At 38.4% G+C, this 20,068-nt stretch carries 21 protein-coding genes; all 21 read right to left on the minus strand.

Annotated elements, in window-relative coordinates; genetic code table 11:
• Window positions 1-93: 93 nt before the first annotated feature.
• The 21 genes from CVFO_RS07395 to CVFO_RS07495 all read right to left on the minus strand — a co-directional run bounded on the left by CVFO_RS07395 (window position 94) and on the right by CVFO_RS07495 (window position 19,972).
• Complete coding sequence (locus CVFO_RS07395; RefSeq protein ID WP_201339390.1) at window positions 94-363, minus strand: hypothetical protein; 270 nt, start codon at window positions 361-363, stop codon at window positions 94-96.
• A gap of 349 nt (window positions 364-712) precedes the next feature.
• Window positions 713-2,167 carry an NADH-quinone oxidoreductase subunit NuoN gene (nuoN, locus tag CVFO_RS07400; RefSeq protein WP_201339391.1) on the minus strand — a complete coding sequence of 485 codons (1,455 nt, stop codon included), beginning with the start codon at window positions 2,165-2,167 and terminating at the stop codon, window positions 713-715.
• 3 nt (window positions 2,168-2,170) lie between these two features.
• On the minus strand, window positions 2,171-3,676 hold the full coding sequence (locus CVFO_RS07405) for an NADH-quinone oxidoreductase subunit M (RefSeq protein WP_201339392.1): 1,506 nt from the start codon (window positions 3,674-3,676) through the stop codon (window positions 2,171-2,173).
• A 2-nt stretch (window positions 3,677-3,678) separates the two neighbouring features.
• Window positions 3,679-5,640, minus strand: a complete 1,962-nt coding sequence (nuoL, locus tag CVFO_RS07410; protein ID WP_201339393.1) for an NADH-quinone oxidoreductase subunit L — start codon at window positions 5,638-5,640, stop codon at window positions 3,679-3,681.
• Window positions 5,641-5,643: 3 nt separating this feature from the next.
• Entirely contained in the window at window positions 5,644-5,874 is a 231-nt protein-coding gene (locus tag CVFO_RS07415) for a DUF2442 domain-containing protein (protein WP_201339394.1), read from the minus strand.
• 3 nt (window positions 5,875-5,877) lie between these two features.
• Complete coding sequence (locus tag CVFO_RS07420; protein WP_342591008.1) at window positions 5,878-6,093, minus strand: DUF4160 domain-containing protein; 216 nt, start codon at window positions 6,091-6,093, stop codon at window positions 5,878-5,880.
• Between the two features lie 24 nt (window positions 6,094-6,117).
• Window positions 6,118-6,423, minus strand: coding sequence for an NADH-quinone oxidoreductase subunit NuoK (gene nuoK, locus CVFO_RS07425; RefSeq protein ID WP_201339395.1), 306 nt, complete (start codon window positions 6,421-6,423; stop codon window positions 6,118-6,120).
• Window positions 6,424-7,035, minus strand: coding sequence for an NADH-quinone oxidoreductase subunit J (locus CVFO_RS07430; protein ID WP_201339396.1), 612 nt, complete (start codon window positions 7,033-7,035; stop codon window positions 6,424-6,426).
• A 9-nt stretch (window positions 7,036-7,044) separates the two neighbouring features.
• Window positions 7,045-7,536, minus strand: coding sequence for an NADH-quinone oxidoreductase subunit NuoI (gene nuoI, locus CVFO_RS07435; RefSeq protein WP_201339397.1), 492 nt, complete (start codon window positions 7,534-7,536; stop codon window positions 7,045-7,047).
• A 13-nt stretch (window positions 7,537-7,549) separates the two neighbouring features.
• The gene (gene nuoH / locus CVFO_RS07440; protein ID WP_201339398.1) at window positions 7,550-8,623 is read right to left on the minus strand and encodes an NADH-quinone oxidoreductase subunit NuoH; all 1,074 of its coding nucleotides are present in this window, start codon (window positions 8,621-8,623) and stop codon (window positions 7,550-7,552) included.
• The gene (nuoG, locus tag CVFO_RS07445) at window positions 8,623-10,878 is read right to left on the minus strand and encodes an NADH-quinone oxidoreductase subunit NuoG (protein WP_201339399.1); all 2,256 of its coding nucleotides are present in this window, start codon (window positions 10,876-10,878) and stop codon (window positions 8,623-8,625) included. The genes nuoH and nuoG overlap by 1 nt, the downstream gene beginning before the upstream one ends.
• A 57-nt stretch (window positions 10,879-10,935) precedes the next feature.
• A complete protein-coding gene (locus tag CVFO_RS09250) occupies window positions 10,936-11,115 on the minus strand; it encodes a nucleotidyltransferase domain-containing protein (protein ID WP_201340443.1) in 180 nt (59 codons plus the stop codon).
• Window positions 11,055-11,534 carry a hypothetical protein gene (locus CVFO_RS07455; protein WP_201339400.1) on the minus strand — a complete coding sequence of 160 codons (480 nt, stop codon included), beginning with the start codon at window positions 11,532-11,534 and terminating at the stop codon, window positions 11,055-11,057. The genes CVFO_RS09250 and CVFO_RS07455 overlap by 61 nt, the downstream gene beginning before the upstream one ends.
• A gap of 6 nt (window positions 11,535-11,540) precedes the next feature.
• Complete coding sequence (nuoF, locus tag CVFO_RS07460; protein WP_201339401.1) at window positions 11,541-12,809, minus strand: NADH-quinone oxidoreductase subunit NuoF; 1,269 nt, start codon at window positions 12,807-12,809, stop codon at window positions 11,541-11,543.
• Complete coding sequence (locus CVFO_RS07465) at window positions 12,806-13,279, minus strand: NADH-quinone oxidoreductase subunit NuoE family protein (RefSeq protein WP_201339402.1); 474 nt, start codon at window positions 13,277-13,279, stop codon at window positions 12,806-12,808. The genes nuoF and CVFO_RS07465 overlap by 4 nt, the downstream gene beginning before the upstream one ends.
• Window positions 13,276-14,529 carry an NADH-quinone oxidoreductase subunit D gene (locus CVFO_RS07470; RefSeq protein ID WP_201339403.1) on the minus strand — a complete coding sequence of 418 codons (1,254 nt, stop codon included), beginning with the start codon at window positions 14,527-14,529 and terminating at the stop codon, window positions 13,276-13,278. The genes CVFO_RS07465 and CVFO_RS07470 overlap by 4 nt, the downstream gene beginning before the upstream one ends.
• A gap of 1 nt (window position 14,530) precedes the next feature.
• Window positions 14,531-15,145 carry an NADH-quinone oxidoreductase subunit C gene (locus CVFO_RS07475; RefSeq protein WP_201339404.1) on the minus strand — a complete coding sequence of 205 codons (615 nt, stop codon included), beginning with the start codon at window positions 15,143-15,145 and terminating at the stop codon, window positions 14,531-14,533.
• Window positions 15,145-15,624 carry a NuoB/complex I 20 kDa subunit family protein gene (locus CVFO_RS07480; RefSeq protein WP_201339405.1) on the minus strand — a complete coding sequence of 160 codons (480 nt, stop codon included), beginning with the start codon at window positions 15,622-15,624 and terminating at the stop codon, window positions 15,145-15,147. Before CVFO_RS07480 ends, CVFO_RS07475 begins: the two co-directional genes overlap by 1 nt.
• A 3-nt stretch (window positions 15,625-15,627) precedes the next feature.
• Window positions 15,628-15,984, minus strand: coding sequence for an NADH-quinone oxidoreductase subunit A (locus CVFO_RS07485; protein WP_201339406.1), 357 nt, complete (start codon window positions 15,982-15,984; stop codon window positions 15,628-15,630).
• 98 nt (window positions 15,985-16,082) lie between these two features.
• Window positions 16,083-17,507, minus strand: coding sequence for a metalloprotease TldD (gene tldD, locus CVFO_RS07490; protein ID WP_201339407.1), 1,425 nt, complete (start codon window positions 17,505-17,507; stop codon window positions 16,083-16,085).
• Window positions 17,504-19,972 carry a YhdP family protein gene (locus tag CVFO_RS07495; protein WP_201339408.1) on the minus strand — a complete coding sequence of 823 codons (2,469 nt, stop codon included), beginning with the start codon at window positions 19,970-19,972 and terminating at the stop codon, window positions 17,504-17,506. The genes tldD and CVFO_RS07495 overlap by 4 nt, the downstream gene beginning before the upstream one ends.
• Window positions 19,973-20,068 lie beyond the last annotated feature (96 nt).

The raw sequence follows: 20,068 nt of genomic DNA on the forward strand, positions 1-20,068 counted from the left end.
GTCCAAGTAGGTTAGAGCATTGCACATACCTGCCAATGCATGTGCTTGAAGATTATCAGTAAAATCAAGTAATAAAGTTTCTTTATCAATTGTTTAATTTTCATTAATACCAACAGGGATGAATGTCACCTTATTATCAATTACGCTGACTTGCTTTAAGCGCACCAATTCATCTAAAATGACTTTGGGAGATTTGTCTAAAGTAACGCCTTTGGCCAATGTGACAAAATCAGGCGTGTCATCTTCAGAAGAATAAGGAATGACTGGCTCTAAATCTTGTGCCACCCAAGTGGCAAGGATTCTTGCGGGAATACTAATCCACTCACGACTGGTTTTGGTTTTGTTGTTAATAAGTTGAGTCACGTAAGTTCTTGATAGCCCACTAACAATGCTAACGGCAGCATCCGTTACTTTGCTGCTCTTGTTTTTAATATTTCATTGGCTTGCTCGACAAACACTTGTTTTATTGCAACATCAAACTCTTTATAGGTGGTGTCTAACTCTTGCCCCGTATTCACCATCGGGGCAATCGTTTTGGGAAAATTTTCTAAATTTTTTTTTTCAAAGTTCGCTGTTATATAGACAAAAGTTATTTGTGCAAGTTTATTTTTAACTTTTTTGTATTTATGCTTTATTGAGTATAAATTTAAACAGGCATTCTTGGTCAAGTATTGAGGTTTTCAGTGCTTAAAATCTTAAGGTAAGAACTGGCTTAGAATAGTGACAGTGCTAATTTCATCCAAAAATCTGGGAACAAACCAACTGCCAGTATCAAGGTGGCATTGATTGACAAAACTAACTGCATGTCTATTGATGCGTGAATGGTTATATCTTTGTCAGTTTCATCAAAATACATGGATTTAATAATTTGTAAATAATAATAAGCACTAATAACAGCAAAGATAACAGCAAAGACTGCAACCGTTATAAATCCTGCTGATATTACTTGCTGAAGGATGAAAAATTTGGAATAAAAACCAACCAATGGTGGCACACCTGCCATAGACAGCATGATAATTAGCATCATCAGTGCAAACCATGGGGAATGTTTACTAAGCCCCTTAAAGTCAGAAATTTGATCAACTTCAAAGCCTTGCTTGTTAAGTAGGATAATCATGCCAAACGCCGCTAAACTCATCAACACATAAACCAACATATAGAATGTGGCTGCGCCATAACCCGTTAGTGTTCCAGTGACAAAGCCTAACATGATAAAACCAACGTGTGAAATGGTTGAATAGGCCAACATGCGTTTGATGTTGGTTTGCATGAGTGCCACAACAGAGCCCAGTGCAATGGACAAAATAGACAGCACCATGAATAAATCTGACCAGTAGGCGTGCATGCTACCCAAGCCATCAACCAAAATGCGTACCAACATAGCAACTGCTGCAATTTTAGGTACGGTTGAGATAAAGAGTGTGACTGAGGTTGGTGCGCCTTGATAGACATCAGGCACCCACATATGAAAAGGCACAGCGCCTAATTTAAAGGCGATGCCAACCACCAAAAATACCAGGCCAAAATTAATAATTAGTATTTCTCTTGGGACAAGATTGGCGTTGGATGCAAAACTAGCAATGTCGCTAATATTAAGACTGCCACTAATGCCATAAATCATACTCATGCCGTATAACAATAAACCTGATGCAATTGCGCCTAAGAGGAAGTATTTTAGTGCTGCCTCAATAGCATCCGCCCTTTCACGTGCAATGGCAATTAGTGCGTACAATGACAAAGATAAAATTTCTAAGCCTAGATATAGGGTTAATAAACTATAGCCTGATACCATCACCATCATGCCTAATACTGATAATAAGACCAAAACAAAATACTCGCCTCTAAAAAGTGAGTGCATCCTTAAATAATGACGCGAGTAAACCATGGCAACCATGGTAGCAGCCATCATAAATACTTTAAACACAGATGCCATGTTGTCCAACACGAACGAGTCACCAAAAATGATTGTCTGAGGGTGGTTAATTAAATCAAATGCCAGTAGTCCTGTGATTAATAAGCTGAGTTGGGTTAAATAATAGGTAACTTGCTTAAAGCATTTGTCTAGGAATAAATCTAGCAATAAAATTATTACAATTGCACTGAGTAAAAAAATCTCTGGTAGTGCAATCCATAAAGATGAGGTGTCAAATTCGATAAGATTGTTCATAAGTTAAAGTTTAGACGTTAAAGCTTGATGTAATAAATGCTCAATTGAGGTGTGCATCAGCTCAATCACTGGTTGTGGATACAAGCCCATGACCAATACTGCTACTGCCAAAATAGCAAGGATTGAAAATTCACGAGCATTAATGTCTTTTAGGGTCGCTACAGCAGGATTGGTAACAGCACCCCAAAACACTCGTTTCACCATCCATAATGTATACGCCGCGCCTACAATGAGTGTGCTTGCTGCTAATACGCCGTACCAAATATTTGCTTGAATAGCGCCTAGGATGACCATAAACTCTCCCACAAAACCTGAGGTGCCTGGTAGGCCTGCATTGGCCATTGCAAATAACACAGCAAAGCCTGTGAATTTAGGCATAGAGTTAATAACACCACCATAAGTTGATATTTCTCTTGAATGCAAACGATCATACAACACACCCACCACTAAGAACATAGCGGCTGAAATAAAACCATGTGAAATCATTTGTACCATGGCACCTTCAAGACCCAATAACGCACCTTCTATTGCATCTGGCTTGTAGGCTAAAAATAAGGTGAATACACCTAATGTTACAAAACCCATGTGTGAAATTGAGGAATAGGCAATGAGTTTTTTCATATCGCGTTGAACAAGCGCCACAAAACCAATATAAACAATGGCAATGAGTGATAACACAATAATGATTTCTGAAAACTCTAATGAGGCATCAGGGGTGATGGGTAGTGAGAAGCGGAAAAAACCATAGCCCCCCATTTTTAACATGATTGCCGCTAGAATAACAGAACCGCCTGTTGGTGCTTGTACGTGTGCATCTGGTAGCCAAGTGTGCACGGGAAACATCGGTACTTTAACCGCAAATGCCATGAAAAATGCCCAGAAAATATAGCTTTGCTCCGCTAAACTTAATTCCAAATTGTGCATATCAAGGATTGAAAACGAGCCACCTTTGTTATACATATAAATGAGCGACACCAGCATAAATACCGAGCCTAAAAAGGTATACAGAAAGAATTTAATGGACGCATACACACGATTGTCCCCGCCCAAAATACCAATAATCAACAGCATAGGAATTAATGATGCCTCCCAAAATGCATAAAATAAAATGGCGTCTAATGAGGAAAACACGCCAATAATCAAACCCTCCATCATCAAAAAAGCTGCCATATAATGAGCGCATCTTTTGGTAATCACTTCCCAACCTGCAACAATGACTAAAATTGTTGAAAAGGTTGTAAGGATAATGAGTGGCATAGAAATGCCATCTACCCCGATGTGATAATGAATGTTAAATTGTGATATCCAAGAGGTTTTTTCAACAAACTGCATCAAATGTGTTGATGAATCAAAACCTGTATAAAGGCTTAGTGACATCATAAAAACAAGTATTGAAATGATGACACTCACCCAACGGGCTGTATTGGCGCGATTGTTGCCAATAAAAATCACCAATACGCCAGAGAAAATCGGCAACCAAATTAGTAAACTAAGTAGCGAATTTTCCATAATTAAAGCTCAAGTAATGGGTTATCGCCTGCAAATAGCACCCAAGTTAAAATAATTAATAAACTAAAAATCATAAAAAAAGCGTAGTGATAAACATAGCCTGTTTGGATGGGGCGTACAATTTTGCCAACCAGACCAATGAATTTTGCAGTGCCATTAACTAGTATCTTATCAATCAGGCCAGCATCAGACACCTTGTATAAAAAGTTGCCTAGTTTTTTAACACCACTGACAAAAACAATGTCATTAAAGCGATCAAAACCGTACAGGGATTCAAGCACGTAGTTGGTACGGTGGTATTTCTTTTGTATCCAATCAGCCCATTGTGTTCTATAAATTGAAAAAACCCAGGCGGTGGTAATACCACCTATCATCATCCAAAATGGCAAGGTTTGTATTGCATGAGGAATCATTGAGGCTGCGCCATGAAATTCATGCTTGAGTTCAGCCATAGAGATATGGCTTGAAGCGACGGTAATCGCATTATCTAACCAACCATTAAACAACATGGGTTCAATCGTCAAGTATCCAATCACCAAAGATGGAATGGCTAAAGCGATTAGTGGAAATGCCATTGAAGGTGCGGACTCATGTAAATGTTTAGCGGTATGTGCATCTACCCTAGACTCGCCATGAAAGACTAAGAAAAACATTCTTAATGAATAAAAGGCAGTAATAAACACGCCTGCCACCACCGCAACATAAACCCAACTTGCGTATGGTAATGATGAAAAGTGCACAGCTTCAATAATCATGTCTTTTGAGTAAAAGCCTGCAAAGCCTGGAAAGCCGATTAGAGCCAACGTGCCAATAAGTGCAGTCCAATAAGTAATTGGCATTTTTTTGCGCAACCCACCCATTTTGCGAATGTCTTGCTGATGATGCATGGCAACAATGACTGAACCTGCGCCTAAAAATAACAGTGCCTTAAAAAATGCGTGTGTCATTAGGTGAAAAATTGCGACTGAATACGCACTCACACCTAGCGCAACCGTCATATAGCCCAATTGTGACAAAGTTGAATAAGCCACCACTTTTTTAATATCATTTTGTACAATACCGAGCAACCCCATAAACAAAGCAGTAGTCGCACCTACAATCATAACCACTGTTAGCGCAACATCACTTAGTTCAAACATAGGTGACATACGCGATACCATAAAGATGCCTGCGGTTACCATGGTTGCTGCGTGAATTAGGGCTGAAATTGGCGTAGGGCCTTCCATTGACCCTGGCAGCCAAACATGCAGTGGCACTTGTGCAGATTTGCCCATTGCGCCAACAAATAATAATAGGCAAATAATAGTAATAAGGTCTAAGCCCCAAAGCTGTTGGTTCATTGTTTTATCAAGACTTGAAAATACTTCCATATAATCTAATGAGCCACTAAATGCCAATACCAAGCCAATGCCTAGTAAAAAGCCAAAATCACCCACACGATTAACCAAAAAGGCTTTAAGATTTGCTTGTACCGCGCTTTCTTTGTGGTGCCAAAAACCAATTAATAAATATGAAACCAATCCAACCGCTTCCCAGCCAAAGAAAAGCTGCATAAAGTTATTACTCATCACTAACATGAACATCGAGAACGTGAACAGAGAAATATAACTAAAGAACCTCGTATAACCTGTATCGTCATGCATATAGTCAATGGTATAAATATGCACCATGAGTGAGACAAAGGACACCACCACCAACATCACGGACGTTAAATTATCAATTAAAAAACCAACACTGGCGTTTAGATTATTAATTTGCATCCAAGTGTAGAGATTTTGATTAAAAACTTCGCCCTGCTCTAAAACGTGATAATTAAACACATACAAAGACAATACAGTTGAAATCAACACGCCTAAAATAGTCAGCACATGTGTGGCTGTTTTGCCGAGCATGGTGCCAAAAAATCCTGCAAGAATTGCGCCTACTAAAGGTGAGAGTGCAATTGTTAAATAAATATTTTCCATGCTTTATTGATTGTTAATATCGTAAATAATCGTATCAAAGCTAAAATCTTGTCCATTTTTCCATTCTATGCCATACTTAGTGGCATACACAGTACTAAAATAGCCTTTATTTTTAAGCTCTTTAAATGCACGCCCATTTAAATAGGGCTTTACATCAAAAACACCATTGATGGTTTGCATTTGGATTTCAATACAATAGTTATCTAATGGTTTTATGTTTAATACTTGTTCCATTTTTTATCTAAGTGGTTTAATTTTAAAGACGTCATCACCTTTGGATGCTAAATTCCAATCTGCTATTAATTCTTCTTGATGAATTTCCATCCAAGCCTGAACCAATTTTATCTTTTTATTAGGAATTGAGCCGCTTAAAATTTCCCCAGTTTCAATTTCAAAGCTGACCTCAAATTTGCCGTATTCTGCGTGAATATGAGCAACATTTGATAATTCCATAAAACATTGATATTACTGGCATGTCTACCCCTTTAAACTGTTAGTAACATCAACACTAATAGAACCGCGGTTTCTAAACAACAAGGTCAAAATCGCCAAACCAATGGCAACCTCAGCTGCTGCTACCGTCAAAATAAAGAAAACAAAAATTTGCCCTGCTTCATCGCCTAAGAAATGTGAAAAGGCAATAAAATTGGTATTAACAGCAACCAAAATTAACTCTACACACATTAACAGGGTAATGATATTGGTACGATTAACAAAAATACCCACCAAGCCAATGCAAAAAATAACACTACTTAGAATTAAATAATCACTCAAACTAACCATTTATTTATCCCCCTTACTAGGCGAGGTGATTGAAACAAGCCTTACCCTATCTTTGGCTTGAACATTCACTTGCTCAGAAATAGATTGTTTTTTACGGCTGGTTTCGTTTCTGTGTACCAAAGTAATAGCGGCAATGATTGCAATCAATAACAACACTGCAGCAAGCTCAAATGGATAAACATAGGTGGTATAAAGTTGCATTGCCAATACCGTAATATTGCTATAATCTGCACCGTGACGCGCTGGAGCGCTGAACACGTCTAGCCCAAATTGATTAGCGCCTAATACTAAGCTCATCTCGGCCACAATAATAGCAGCAACAATAAGCCCCAACGGCAAATAGCCTGCAAATTTTGCCCTGAGTGTTGATTTGTCGATATTAAGCATTTTAATCACGAATAAAAACAACACCATGACCGCACCAACATAAACCAAAATCAAAGTAATGGCTAAAAATTCAGCCTCCAATAAAATCCAAATACTGGCAGCACTAAAAAATGCCAGTACCAAAAATAAAACCGCCTTTGCTGCATTGCGTGAAAAAATCATCGCCAAGGAACTAGCGACAAACCAAAATGAAAGAATATAAAATATTATTTGTTCGGATTCCATGCTCTACCTTTATTTATACTTAGCGTCTTCAAGCCTAGCTTGGTTAATGGCTTGTTCATTTTGACTGCCTACTTCCAAAAGGCGCTCCTTAGTCATAATACTACCTTGTCTTGACTCAAATGCATAATCAAAAATTTGTGTCTCAACAATTGCATCAACAGGACAAGCCTCTTCGCAAAATCCGCAAAAAATGCACTTAAATAAATCAATATCATACACAGTAGTGCGACGTGTGCCATCATCTCTCATTTCAGATTCAATGGTAATGGCGTTCGCCGGACAAACGGCTTCGCACAATTTACAAGCAATACAGCGTTCTTCACCATTGGGATAGCGACGTAGTGCATGCAAACCTCTAAAACGTGGCGATATCGGGGTTCTTTCTTCTGGGAATTGGACGGTAATTTTTTTGTTAACCAACTCTTTAGCAGTAATTTTCAGCCCAGTGCGTAACTCGCTTAGGGTGAAATCTTTAACCAATTTACTTAATTTTTTAATCATAAAATGCACTCACTTAGAACCATGGTCCTAATTTTAATTGGGTCATTAACGCCACAACAAATATCCAAATAATGGTGATTGGTAAAAACACTTTCCAAGACAAGCGCATAATTTGGTCGTATCTAAAGCGTGGAAAAGTAGCACGCACCCATAAATATAAAAACATAAAGAAGGTTGTTTTCGCCAACAACCAAACAATGCCCGGTACCCAAGCAAATGCGCTTTCAAGATAGGGAATAGCTTCAAAAGGAGAATGCCAGCCACCAAAGAACATCACCACAGCAAGCACCGCCATTAAAATCATATTGGCATATTCTGCTAAGAAAAATACTGCAAACGTCATGCCCGAATATTCAACATGTGTGCCACCAACAATTTCTGACTCACCTTCTACAACATCAAAAGGCGCACGATTGGTTTCTACAAGGGCTGAGATAAAAAAGATAATCATCATCGGAAACAAAGGAATAAAGTACCAATGAATAATGCCGCCTTGTTGTGCTTGAACAATGGTGTTTAAATTAACACTACCAGCAATCATCACAACTGTTACCAATGCAAAACCAATGACAATTTCATACGAAACCAGCAAAGATGCACTTCTAAGTGCGCCTAATAGTGGGTATTTGGAATTAGACGCCCAGCCTGCCAAAATAATGCCGTAAACCCCAATAGAGCCAATCGCCAAAACATACAACAAGCTAATATCTAGATTGGTGACATAAATACCTTCATCAAATGGAATCACTGCCCATACTGCAATGGCAGGTGCAATCGCCAATACAGGTGCCAGTAAAAATAGATAAATATTTGCCTTAGTCGGAAAAATGATTTCCTTGGTCATTAGCTTTAAAGCATCAGCAATAGGCTGCAACCAACCTTTTGGACCAACACGATTAGGTCCGATACGTAATTGCATATAGCCAATCACTTTGCGTTCAGCGTAAGTGAAATACGCCACCACTAACATCAGCGGCATCACCAAAGCAATTGCCTTAATCAAAATAATTAAAATACTAGCCACTGTGCCATCAAGCCAAGGAATCAGCGTATGCAACATTTGCACAAAGGCTTGCCAAAGCTCCATTACGCTTGCTCCTGAGTGTTGGTTGCATGATTGGTATTGATAAATACACAATCATCTGCCACTACACTAGTGATCACCACAGGCACCCCTAAATATTTATCATTGGCTGATAAGCCTAATATTTCAGCACTTGCTGGGTTCATGTAAGCGCTGTTCATTTGTCCGATTTTAGTTTTTTGCAATGCACTACTGTGTCTTAATACAGCATCAATGCTGTAAGGTGAACTTTGCCAAATTGTGCTAATACCATTATGTTTACTAGCCAGATTGATGCACTCATCATGGATATGTTTTGCATGTGGTTGATGAGATATTTCAGCCACAACCTGGGTAGAGTCTACATAATGAAAGCCTGGCAATTCTAATAAATCAGCCATGACTTTTAAGACCTTCCAAGCAGGTTTGACTTCATTTGGTGCTTTAACTGCTGCCGTATAGGATTGCATATCGTTGTTAATATTAAGCTGCGTTCCTGAAGTTTCATAAATACTGGCAATCGGCAAAATAACATCTGAATAGCCAGCAACGGTATTGTCTTTAAAACTATTTAAAGAAATGACAAAAGTATCCTCTGGTGTGAAGGCTTTAACGGCTGTGTCTAAATCATGAAAATCGTACTGCGGATAAATGTCTAACAAAATAAAGCCACGCATATCAGACGCAAGCATCGTATTAACATCCATGCCAGAGTTTTGCGGCACAAACCCAACCAAATTAGCCGCTATAGTGTTTGCTGTTACACTTAAATTAAGTGTTTTACTATTAGTATTGTGAGCAATTTGGGTGACTAGATTAGCAATGACTGAAGCATCTTCATTGTTAACAACATGCTCACCTAAAATAATAACCGAACTGTTAGAATTTAACAACTTAGAAGCTATATTATTAGCAACTTCATCAACCTCAACAGTTGTCAAATAATCAGGCAACTCTTGAACATTACTGGTCATAACTGACTTAAGCACACTTGCCAACGTAGACGCTATTTTGCTTGGCGCGGTAATATTTTCAGTATTAAGCGGATAGTTAAAATCAAATGCCATTACATTTAATACATCAATATCAGCGCTTTTTTTTGTGGCTTTGCGCAAACGATGATTAATCATGGGTTGCTCTAATCGAATGTTAGCGCCTACAATAAGGGCGTAATCTATCCTTTCCAATGCATCTAATTTGATGTTTGAACCAAGTACAATAGCATTGTCTAAGTTTTTAACATTTAAACGATGGTCAATATTGTCACAACCAACTTCTGTTAGGATTTTTTTCAATAAATAAAGTTCTTCCATGGTTGCTGTGCTTGATGCTAAAGCACCTAATTGATTGGCTTTTTGATGCTTTAAAACATGACTATTGAGTCCTTTTATAGCATAATCCAATGCCGCCTTCCAGCTCACTTGTTTCCACTGTCCTTGGACTTTAATTTGAGGCTCTAACAATCTATTTTCGTGCGTTAAGCCCTCATACGAAAAGCGATCACGATCAGAAATCCAAGTTTCATTAACTGCATCATTATCAGCAGACACAACTCGTTTAACCTTGCCTTTATAAGTTTGCACAAACAGATTTGAACCCACTAAATCATGCCTTGCGACACTAGGCATTGAATGCATCTGCCACGACCTTAACTCATATCTAAATGGCTTAGAGGTGAGTGCGCCGACTGGACAAACATCAATCATATTGCCTGACAATTCAGATTGAATACCTTCTCTCAAAAATGGCTCAATCTTTAAATGCTCACCTCGTCCAGTACCGCCCATCTCCATCATGCCAGCAATTTCTAAACCAAAACGCACGCAACGCGTGCAATGAATACAACGTGTCATATCCGTTTGGATGAGTGCGCCAATATCACTATCTGGCACAATGCGTTTGCCTTCTGAAAAACAAGAAACATCTGAGCCATATTCAACAGCCACATCTTGCAACTCACATTCGCCACCTTGGTCACAAATTGGGCAATCAAGCGGATGGTTAATGAGTAAAAATTCCATCACTGCCTTTTGACTAGCTTTGGCTTTGTCATTCTGTGTGTGGACTTTCATACCCTCATTCACAGGCGTAGAGCACGCAGGCTGTGGCTTGGGCGCGCCTTCCACATCTACCAAACACATCCGACAAGAGGCAGCTACTGAGAGTTTTTTATGATAGCAAAATCTTGGCACACTAATGCCTTCTCTATCAGTCACCTGAATGAGCATTTCACCTGCTTTGGCTTTGACTACACTGCCATTAATTTCAATTTCTATCATAATTCTTTTAATACTTCGTATTGCTTTTTAATGTTGTCTTTAAAATAATTAGGAATTCTATCTCCAATCCAATACATCTATCAAAAATGGGATATTAGACTCCTTTAAATCATCCTTAAAGTGCATAAACTCTTCAAAATCAAGTGGCTTGTCATCTTTGGTTTTCACCACCAAATCTAAATCACTGCCATTACAAGCATCGCCATTAACCCTACTTCCAAAACAACCAATCGATATATTCTTTCTTGATAAAGAAACTCATTTTCTTTATTAGAGATATTATTAAATGTCCAATTAATAACGCCATGATAGCCTGGATCTACCACTGTAGAATTAGTTACAATTCCTTCTCTTGACAAATCTGTTACTGGAAACATATAAGTAAATAAATCGCATTTTGGATATAGTTTATGAACTGCATCTCTACGAAAATCAAGTGTTTCAAATGACATAATCGCAACTGAATTACCTGTAGGTAATTTAAAGCCTTCCTTGTGTTTACTGATATCAAACTCTTTGCCTATATGCATGTATTCTCCTTTAGCGGCTAAACGCAAAATATAGGCATTAGAACGAACACGACTCTCATCGCCATTGATAATAATGTTATTATCAATCAATTTTTTTAGTTCAATATCATTTAATGTTTTTGCCATTTTTTTCTACCCTCTCACTATGCTTTTACCGTGTTCAATGTAATATTCAAACTCTTCACGGAAACACCGTAAAAAACTTTCCACTGGCATTGCTGCAGCATCACCGAGTGCGCAAATGGTGTTGCCCATAATTTTATCTTGTACGCTTAATAATAAGTCAGTATCGCCCTGTTTACCATTGCCATCAATAATGCGTTTTAATACGCGATATAGCCAACCTGTACCTTCACGACAAGGGGTGCATTGTCCACAAGACTCATCATAATAAAAATGTGCCAATCTTGTTAGCACTTCTACCATGCAAGTTGACTCATCCATAATAATAACTGAGCCTGCGCCGAGCATTGAGCCTGCTTTTTCAATACCGTCATAATCCATGGTCATGTTCATAGCAACTTCTGCGGTGAGTACTGGGGTTGATGAGCCACCTGGAATCACGGCTTTTAACTTAGCACCGTCACGCATGCCACCTGCCATCTTGAGTAAATCTTTAAAAGGTATGCCCATAGGCACTTCAAAATTTGCCGGATTTTTAACATGACCTGAGATTGAAAATAACTTACAACCACCAGAGTTTTCAACGCCGATATCTGCAAACCACTGCCCGCCACGGCTTAGAATTTCAGGCACACTTGCAAAACTCTCAGTATTGTTAATCGTAGTGGGTTTGCCAAACAATCCTACATTAGCAGGAAATGGCGGCTTAAATCTAGGCTGACCTTTCTTACCTTCAATAGATTCTAACAAAGCAGTTTCTTCACCACAAATATAAGCGCCTGCGCCTAAGTGTGTGTACAAATCAAAATTAACTGAACTTTTGTTAATATTTTGACCTAGTAATCCTGCCTCATACACCTCTTTTAACGCATATTCAAAGCGATAAAACGGTTCCATAAATTCACCGCGGATATAATTATAACCGACACTAGCGTTCATAACAAAGCCACCAATTGCCATGCCTTCAATCACGGCGTGTGGATTAAACCTTAAAATATCTCTGTCTTTACAAGTGCCTGGCTCACCCTCGTCTGAATTGCAAACCACGTATTTCTGCCCATCAGAATGACGTGGCATAAAGCTCCATTTAAGTCCAGTGGGAAACCCGGCACCACCACGACCACGCAAGCCTGAGGCTTTAAGCTCATCAATAATGTGTTCAGGTGTTAACTGACCTTTTATGATTTTGCGCCAGACTGAATAGCCACCACTGGCTTCATAAGTCTTGAGCGAGTAGCACTGGTCTTTGGTCAAATTTTTAAAGCAAACCTCGTTCATTTGAGGTTGTCCAAAATTTGATCAATTTTATCAGCCGTTAAATTTTCAAAATATTCATCATTAATTTGAAACATTGGCGCGCCCACACAAGCACCCAAACACTCAACTTTTTTAACACTAATCAAGCCATCAGGTGTTATTTCACCCGTTCTAACGCCCAATTTATTTTCCAAATGCGTAATTAAATCATCAGCACCATTCAACATACATGAAATATTATGACAAAAACGAATCACATGTTTGCCGACTTTTTTATGATTATAATTTTCATAAAAAGTTGCCACTTCTTGAGCAGCAATACCTGGCATATCTAAATAATCAGCCACTGCTTGAATCGTATCAGCACTCAATTTGTTTTCATTTTCTGCTTGAACAATTTTTAAAGCTTGCATAACAGCAGAGCTTTTCCTGTCTTTTGGATATTTTGCAATCCAAGTGTCAATTTGTTTTTTTGCGTCAATTGAAATCATCTGTCTATCTCACCAAATACAACATCTTGCGTGCCAATAATAGTCACAACGTCTGACAACATATGCCCTCTTACCATCTCATCCATAGCGGCCAAATGCGCAAAACCAGGTGCTCTAACTTTGACTCTGTAAGGCTTATTGGCACCATCAGAAATCAAATATATACCAAACTCACCCTTTGGATGTTCGATAGCGCGATACACTTCACCTTCTGGCAAGCAGTAACCTTCAGTAAACAATTTAAAGTGATGAATTAAAGACTCCATGTCATCTTTCATATCAGTGCGTTTTGGGGGTGATACCTTGTGATCATCGCTCATGACTGCGCCTGGATTTTCTTGTAGCCACTTAACGCATTGTTTAATAATATGGTTTGATTGGCGCATTTCTTCCATGCGTACTAAATAACGATCATAACTGTCGCCTGTTACGCCCACTGGAATATCAAACTCTAATTGGTCATAAACCGCATAAGGCTGGTTTTTCCTCAAATCCCACGCCACACCAGAGCCTCTAAGCATAGGACCTGTAAATCCTAGTTGCTTGGCACGATTGGCAGAAACAATGCCAATATTCACTAGGCGTTGTTTCCAAATACGATTGTCTGTTAATAAGTCATCATACTGCTTGATACTTTTAGGGAATTCTTTAACAAAATCAGCAATAAAATCTAACAATGAACCTTGGCGATTTTCATTCATGGCCTTTAATTCTTTATCCGTGCGAAAACCTGAGGCTAAATATTGTGGCATTTTATCTGGCAAATCTCGATAAACACCGCCTGGACGATAATAAGTTGCATGCATGCGTGAGCCTGATACTGCCTCATAACAATCAATCAATTTTTCACGTTCACGAAATGCGTATAAGAAAATACTCATCGCACCCACATCAAGTCCGTGCGTGCCTAACCACATTAAATGGTTAAGAATTCGGGTAATTTCGTCAAACATTACTCGGATATACTGAGCACGCTCAGGCACTTTGATACCTAACATGGTTTCAATTGCCATGACATAAGCGTGTTCGTTACACATCATTGAAACATAATCAAGCCTGTCCATATAACCAATTGATTGGTTGTATGGCTTTGATTCTACTAATTTTTCTGTACCACGATGTAATAAACCGATATGTGGATCAGCGCGTTCAATCACCTCGCCATCGATTTCTAAAATAAGGCGCAACACACCGTGCGCTGCAGGATGTTGAGGGCCAAAATTAAGCGTATAGTTACGAATTTCAGCCATTTTATTTCCTGATTACTCTTGGTACGTTAATATTGGGCTCAATACTCACTTTTTCATAAACCACTCGACCTAAGTCTTCGTCATAACGCATTTCAACTTCGCCAATCATTGGGAAGTCTTTACGTAATGGATGGCCTTTAAAACCATAATCAGTCAAAATCCGGCGTAAGTCCGTATGATTTTCAAACAAAATACCCATTAAATCAAAGGCCTCGCGTTCATACCAATCAGCAGATGCCCAGATATCAGTAACTGACTTAATCATAGGCTCGGCCTCATCAACAAATGATTTCACTCTAATGCGTTTGTTTTTACTAACAGATAGTAAATGATATACCACAGCAAAACGTTGCTCATGTCTATCTTCCGAGCCTTGATGATTGCGCCCTCTGGAAAAGCCAGAAGCGCTGGCATTGCCATTCCAGTCTGATTGTCCATAAGTTAAATAATCAACACCACATAAATCTATTAACGTGTCAAAGGAGAAAAAATCTCTTAATTTTAAACAGGTTTTAATAATATCCTGAGAATCAACTGTTAAAGTCAGCTCGCCGAAAGCTTCAAGCAAGTGGTGCTCACCGAAAACCTCAATTAATGATGCTTTTAAATCTTGCATTAGGTTCTTGCAATGGTGTTAGTACGACGGATTTTATCTTGCAGTTGCATGATGCCGTATAGCAATGCTTCTGCCGTTGGTGGGCAGCCCGGGACATAAATATCAACGGGAACAATACGATCACAGCCCCTAACAACTGCATAAGAGTAATGGTAATAACCGCCGCCATTCGCACACGAGCCCATAGAAATTACCCATCTTGGCTCAGGCATTTGGTCATAAACTTTGCGTAAAGCTGGTGCCATTTTATTGGTGAGTGTACCCGCTACAATCATCAAATCTGATTGACGTGGCGTGGGTCTAAAAACAATACCAAAGCGGTCTAAATCATAGCGAGAAGAGCCTGCTTCCATCATCTCCACCGCACAGCATGCCAAGCCAAAAGTCATAGGCCAAAGTGAGCCTGTTCTTGCCCAGTTAATGATACTGTCAAGTGATGTGGTTACAAAACCTTGTTTCATTAAGCCTTCAATTGCCATTAGCTATTCCCATTCAAGTGCGCCGTTTTTCCACTCAAAAACAAAACCAACCACCAATAAAAATAAGAAAATACTAATCGCAATAAAGCCAAACCAACCAAGTTGAGACTGAACTACCGCCCACGGAAAAACAAAAGCAACTTCTAAGTCAAACAAGATAAATAAAATAGCCACTAGATAATAACGCACATTGAAATACATACGCGAATCATCAAAGGCAGGAAAACCACACTCAAATTGAGTATTTTTTTCTGCATATGGTTTACTTGGTCCTAGTAAATAACCAATTAACATGGGTCCAACACCAAAGGCAAGCCCTAAGAAAATAAAAACAATGATAGGTAGATAGTTTTCTAACACCTAATTTCTCCTAACCCAAAAAATAGAATTCTGAACATTATATCTAATTTAATCAATCAATTCACCTATAACCAACAAATACATCTTTAGAGGCTAAATTACGCATTAACCTCGGTACCGCCTACAGTTAGTTGGTCTATTTTTAGACTGGGTTGACCAACACCTACAGGCACACTTTGGCCATCTTTACCGCACACGCCAACGCCACTATCAAGTTTTAAATCATTCGCTACCATGGATATTTTTTTTAATACTTCATCACCAGAGCCTATTAAGGTCACGCCTTTAACAGGGTGCATCACTTTTCCATTCTTAATAAGGTAGGCCTCGTTAGCACTAAAAACAAACTTACCTGAAGTAATATCAACTTGACCACCATCAAAATTAAGCGCATAAATACCATCATCAACAGAAGCAATCATATCATCTAAAGAATCTTGCCCGTTTAGCATATAAGTGTTGGTCATTCTTGGCATGGGAATATGGGCATAAGACTCGCGTCTGCCATTGCCTGTTGACACTGTATCCATTAGTTTGGCGTTCATTTTGTCAAATAGATAGCCTTTTAAGATGCCATTTTCAATCAACAAAGTGTTTTGTGTTGGCGTGCCTTCATCATCAATGGTTAAACTGCCACGCCTATTTTCCAAAGTGCCATTATCAACAATGGTGCATTTATCACTGGCCACTTGCTCACCGATTCTGTTGGTGAATACGGATGATTTTTTACGATTAAAGTCACCTTCTAAGCCATGACCAATGGCCTCATGTAATAACACCCCTGGCCAACCAGAACCTAGTATGACTGGCATATTGCCAGCAGGTGCATTTTTTGACTCCAGTGCTACTAACGCCTGTCTAATAGCTTCATTAACATAAATTTCATCTAAAGCATGGTCAACAAAATATCGATAATCATACCGACCACCACCACCACTTGAGGCTGATTCAGTTCTACCATTGTGTTCAACAATGATACTCACACTAACACGCACCATCGGGCGATAATCTTTTGCAAATACGCCATCAGTTGAGGCGATTAATACCTCGCTAAACCCGCCAGAAATCGAGGCACTGACTTGCTTAACTTTAGGCTCCTTTCTGGCAAACATATCAATTCTATTTAAAAAATCAACCTTTTCTTGCGAAGAAAAACTACTGAGTGGATTCGAGCCGTTATATCTAGCCACTTGTGGAATAGGCTGAAAAGCTCGAATTTTTCGTACGCCAGTTTGGGTCGATACTCCCTTGGCAAAACCAATGGCTTTTTCAATCGCCTTGAGGTTTAAATCATCTGAATAAGCAAAGCCAGTTTGGTCAGAACTGACGGCTCTAGCGCCCACACCATGACTAATATGATAAGTGCCAGACTTAACAATACTTTCTTCTAAAAACCAGGATTCAACCACTGAGTGTTGAAAATATAAATCTGCATAATCAGTGCCCTTAACTGCCAAAGAAGACAATAAAGTGGTTATTTTTTCTTGATTTAGATGATGATCATCCAGTAGCTGTTCAATCATAATACGGTTGATATATTTTCAATAATAGGCTCATGCCATGGACCTGTTATTTTATATTTAAATTCAACAACTTTATCAACAATATTATTAATCAACCTACCTTTAAACAGCACCTTATCCGCCAACCAAACCCCCAAGCCTGCCAAGCCACCACCAGCCAAATAAGTGGCAATCGGCACGGCATCGCTAATCGCAGGCAATACTTTTGCCTCTAAATGATAGGTTTGTTTAACGATATCACTTGAGCCTGTTAAGTTAATGGTGCTTGAGCTTGAGTCAAGTTCAAAATGGCTAATGGTTGCCATAGAATTATGAATAGAAATTTGTGCATCGATCGTATCATAAGCAAACCCTTTGCTAACCAAATCAGTGACATTTAATTCTAAACGCTTGGCAATGGATTTAATATTAAGCAATGATAAAACCCGACCAATATTAGGGTCCTTATTGGTAAACACACCTTCTTTAACTTTCATTTTAATCAAACCACTGGTGTCTTTAAAACTCATATTCCACGGGGCACAATTACAAAATAAGCGTATGTCAAATTCAAATTGACCACCACGAACCTTTTCTTTGATGTTTAATTTATCAAGAAATTCACTCAATTTACTGCCTTTTGCTTTAGCAGTGAGTATGGTTCTACCATCAACCCAAACACCATCAAAACTAAGGTTTTGACTACCCACACCTATGCCTAAAAATTCTAAATTAATGATTTTAAGCACCTTATCCTGCGACCCAAGCGTGGCCTTAAAATCAGGCAGCTTGCTTTCACCCACTCGGATACCCTGTACACTTAAACGCATACTAGGGAAATCCTTTGCCTGAATATTCCAGTTGCCTTTTATTTTGTCTAATGCTGTTACTTGGAGGTTTGTCAGTCTCACTTCAGGCAAAGCACCCTCATTTAGTATAATTTTTACATCAGTTTTTAACGCATCGGACTTAACATTTGCTTGCCATGATTGATCCGAATATTTAGCCAAATAAAACTCAAAATTATCATTACTGTTGGTAAGCCCTACTTCAAATAATGCATCTGAGCCGCTATCTTGATGATTAGAATTAATGCGAATATTAAATGATTCGCCTCGAATATTGCCCACACCCTTTAAGGTAATTTGATTATTATGCAATGCCAATTGTGCATCATAGTTCTTAACCACAATGGCACCATCCAATGTTGTCAAACGGTTGTCTTGGATGCTCAAATCAATATCCAATACTGGCTCTGCTTCATCCAATGGTATTATTAAATCTAGTTTGCCTGCCACCTTGCCAAATAAGCTGAATTGCCCAAGCACATCATTTACACTATCATTCAGGGGTGCATCTTTTAAAAATTGAGTTAATATTTCACTTTGGGTGTTAATTTTACCAACGATGCTAATCTCTAACTTGTCTTTGCTCATGTCCAGCATTTGAACTTTCACACCTTGCAAAGGCATGTCGTTTAACGTAGTATGATTAATCATAACTGTGATTTTTTTACCATCAATAGCAATATTTGCATCTAATTGCTTAAGACTTTGCCAATCAGTATTAAACCGTAATTCGGTATTGCTTAAGTGTGCATCAAATTTTATCTTTGCTAGTAGTTGCGTTGAAAGATTTTTCTTGATATTGATATTGATATTATCCAATTCACCTGATTGAAATGCATGCTTAATCCATTGATGAGTAACCTCACCTATCAATGCTATAGGTAAATAATCACTAATATTAATCACATTCATACGCTGGATAAGGCCACTAAATTGGATAAAATCATCACCTTGCTGGTTATACAGTTTAAGGCTTGATAACAACTCAAAATCATCGCCACTCAAAGTAATGGGCAGCGTTAAAAAGCCATTTTGATTAGTCTTAGTGCCAGACAGGGCGATTGTAATGTCAAGATGTTTAGTGCCAATACTCTGGTTAGGTATTGTTAACAAAAATTGCATCCCATCTCTTTTAAGCGTTAATGGCGCAATTTCAACTGTATCTTTAATAATTGTTTTATTAATATACAAAGATTCAAAAAAAGATAGTTCTTTTAACACATCAAGTGAGACCATATTTTTAATATCGTTTATATTAAAGTCATCAGGATTAGAATAAAGCACCAAAGTGTCAATATAAATTTGGCTAGGATGATAAATATCATCAAACAAACTTAACAGATTAATATACCAAGATAAGTTTTTAATCATGACCATTTGCTGAGCCTTGCCAGATGCGATGGAAATATCATGCACTTTTAAAGCAATGCCTTTATTTTCAAAATCAAATGTGATTTTAGACAGCTGAACATCAAGCCCAGTTAAACTTGATAATTGAGTTTCAATCGGTGCTTTTAGTAACATTGGAAAGGTGACAAAAAATCCCACTACTAATACAATAATGAACGCAAAAATAACACTAACCCAAGTGCTTATTTTTAATACTTTAATACCACTTAAGCGTGTTTTTTTAATCATTTTTGATACTTGTTACTGGCTTGGCAGTATAATATATCCCTTCGGGAATTATAACTTATTTTTACGAACGAGTTATCTGTCGATATCGACATAAAG

Source organism: Isorropodon fossajaponicum endosymbiont JTNG4, assembly GCF_016592615.1.
Classification (GTDB): domain Bacteria; phylum Pseudomonadota; class Gammaproteobacteria; order PS1; family Pseudothioglobaceae; genus Ruthia.